The organism is Okeania sp., assembly GCF_983059655.1.
On the sequence record NZ_CEZPJD010000873.1, the window covers coordinates 1 to 3186 of the forward strand.

Sequence of the window (3186 nt, forward strand, 5' to 3'; positions counted from 1 at the left end):
TTCAATTCCGTAGCGGTTAAAACCCGAGGTAATTATCAATTATCCATTAATGAACCAACTTTTGTTTATGATAATTGGCATTCGCGGAGCATGGAGTTAACCGTATTGCTACTTAGCATAACCTTAGTAGGAAATGTAGGTGTTTCTCAAGAGCTGATAACGCAGTTCCTCTATAAGAGGCTAGCTGACTGCTGTTTGCGGAGCATTCCGTAGGAAATGCTGAATCCTACCCAAAATCGGAGATATAGACATGGTTGAAAAATTAGTTTCTGCCAATAACAAATTTGCCTTTCAACTATTTTCAGAAATTCATAAATCCCAGCAAAATGAAAATATTTTTATCTCGCCCAGTAGTATAGCGATCGCTCTATCAATGGCCTATAACGGCGCTCGGGGAGAAACTCAAGAAGCTATGGCTAAAACTTTAAACTTTCAGGGCATGAGCTTAGAGGAAATTAATCAAGCAAATCAAGAATTAGGAATTTTATTAGATAGTTTAAATTCAGATATTAAGTTAAATATTTCTAACTCAATCTGGACTAAAATCGGAATACCTTTTGAGCAAAACTTTCTACAAATAAATCAAGAAGTTTATCAGAGTAAAGTCAGAGAAATTGACTTTGAAAATCCGAAAACTCCAGAAATTATCAATAATTGGATCGAAGACAATACCAAAGGCAAAATCGATAAAATAATTGAAAAACTAGATCGTGATTCAGTTATGGTATTGTTAAATGCTATTTATTTTCAAGGAAACTGGCAAGAAGAATTTGATAATACTTCTACCGTAGACCAGCCTTTTTATCTATCTAATGGCATAGAAAAACAACATCCAACAATGTTGAAATTATCTGAATATTCATATTATGAAAATCAAACCTTTCAAGCTATTAGTTTACCTTATGGAGAAGGTCGCGTCAGTATGTATGTATTTCTCCCCAAAGAAGAAATAGGATTAGAAAAATTCTATCAAACTTTAAATGAAGAAAATTGGGAAAATTGGATGCTAAAGTTTAAATCTCAAAAAATCACATTAACTCTACCCAAATTTAAAAATGAATATGAAGTTACCCTCAATGACATATTAAAAACTTTGGGAATGGAAATAGCTTTTGATAGAAGGACAGCAGATTTTTCAGGAATGCGTTCTATTCCACCAGAGTTATATATTGATAAAATTAAACATAAAACATTTGTGGAAGTTAATGAAAAAGGAACAGAAGCAGCAACAGCTACCAGTATAGTTATTCCAGTACCACTTTCTATAATAATAAAAACAAGTTTAGATATGTTTGTTAATCGTCCCTTCTTCTTTGCCATTAGAGATAATAATTCTGGCACTATTTTGTTTATGGGAGAAATTACAAATCCACTCCAATAATAAAAAATCAAATCAATTATCCCACAGAAATTATCAATTATTTCCCCCTACTCTCTACTCCTTACCGAAAAATCGTGGGTATGCGCCTCCCCTTTTAAGGGGATAAAAAAAAATAATTCCGTACTTCAAGCCTCTTGCTTTCCTACGGAATGCTTCGCAAACAGCTAGAGGTACTGATAACTGATAACTGATAACTGAAATGACTCCCTCTTTTCTGGAGATGTCTATTGTTAGCACTTGACTCTAGTGAGGTAAAATAATGTTCAAAGAATTTGTCAAGAAATTTTCTGGTATTTCTGCTCTGTTTATGGGAGAAATTACAAATCCAAAAAACTAAGAGTAAGTCTGATATAGCGGTCTTAAATTATTTCTGACAAAAAAATTAGCAATGTTGCAAATTAATATAATTTTCATTGTTAGCACTTGACTCTAGTGAGGTAAAATAATGTTCAAAGCATTTGTCAAGAAATTTTCTGGTATTTCTGCAAAAATGTCTCTAGGAGCAATTATTTTAATTGTAATTCTCGGAGTCTATAACTTACCTGGCAGTACAATAATTTTCAGAAATCGGAAACTTAATACTGATAAATATACAAATCATAACCAGCATAAATTAGCCCAAACGGCAGATAAAAATACCATGATGAAATTAGTTAATGCCAATAATAAATTTGGTTTTCAACTATTTTCAGAAATTCAGAAATCCCAATCAGACGAAAATGTTTTTATTTCGCCAATAAGTATAGCGATCGCTCTATCAATGACCTACAATGGCGCTGCAGGAAAAACTCAAGAAGCTATGGCTAAAACTTTAAACTTTGAGGGTATGAGTTTAGAGGAAATTAATCAAGCAAATCAGGATTTAGGAATTTTATTAAATAGTTTAAATCCCGAGATTAAATTAAATATTGCTAACTCAATCTGGAGTAGAAATGGCATGTCTTTTTCTCCAAGTTTCCTGCAAATAAATCAAGATTTTTATCAGAGTCAGGTAAGAGAAATTGACTTTGACGATCCTGAAACTCCGAAAATTATCAATAATTGGGTAAAAGATAAAACTGAAGGCAAAATTGATCAAATTATTCAAAAATTCAAGCCTGATTTAGTAATCCTGTTGTTAAATGCTATTTATTTTAAAGCTGCTTGGTGGCAACCATTTTCAGAGTATGCTACTAAAGAGATGCCTTTTTATTTAGCTGATGGAACTCAAAAACAACATCCAATTATGTTTCAATTATCAGAATATTTATACTATGAAAACCAAGATTTTAGAGCAGTGGGTTTGCCCTATAAAAAAGGTCGTGTCAGTATGTATATATTTCTCCCCAGGGAAAAAGTCGGTTTAGAGGGATTTTATCAAGCTTTAAATCAAAAAAACTGGGAAAATTGGATGGAACAGTTTTTCGCAGAGAGAATTAATTTAGGTTTGCCAAAGTTTAAAAATGAATATGAAGTTAGTCTCAATGATGTACTGAAATCTTTAGGAATGGAAATAGCTTTTAACGATCGTGCTGCTGATTTTTCTAAAATGCGTCCCATTCCACCAGAATTATACATTGATGAAGTCAAACATAAAACATTTGTTGAAGTTAATGAACAAGGAACAGAAGCAGCAGCGGTTACTAGCGTGGGAATAGGAATTAGAAGTTTACCTCCTAAAATGTTGGTTAATCGTCCTTTCTTTTTTGCTATTAGGGATGATGAATCTGGCGCGATTCTGTTTATGGGAGAAATTACAAATCCAAAAAACTAAGAGTAAGTCTGATATAGCGGTCTTAAATTATTTCTGACAAAAAAATTAGCAA

Annotated in this window: 2 protein-coding genes; both read left to right on the forward strand. The window is 32.5% G+C overall.

The annotated features are described in order from the left end of the window. Positions 1-250: 250 nt before the first annotated feature. Positions 251-1381 (forward strand): serpin family protein, encoded by a 1131-nt coding sequence (locus AC3DU7_RS29605; RefSeq protein WP_488042825.1) that lies wholly within the window; start codon positions 251-253, stop codon positions 1379-1381. A gap of 445 nt (positions 1382-1826) precedes the next feature. Continuing rightward, on the forward strand, positions 1827-3134 hold the full coding sequence (locus AC3DU7_RS29610) for a serpin family protein (RefSeq protein WP_488042826.1): 1308 nt from the start codon (positions 1827-1829) through the stop codon (positions 3132-3134). The last annotated feature ends 52 nt before the right edge of the window (positions 3135-3186 follow it).

Bases quoted from the DNA above. Each gene is read 5' to 3' on its own strand.
- AC3DU7_RS29605 (WP_488042825.1), top strand. From the start codon at position 251: ATGGTTGAAAAATTAGTTTCTGCCAATAACAAATTTGCCTTTCAACTA.
- AC3DU7_RS29610 (WP_488042826.1), top strand. From the start codon at position 1,827: ATGTTCAAAGCATTTGTCAAGAAATTTTCTGGTATTTCTGCAAAAATG.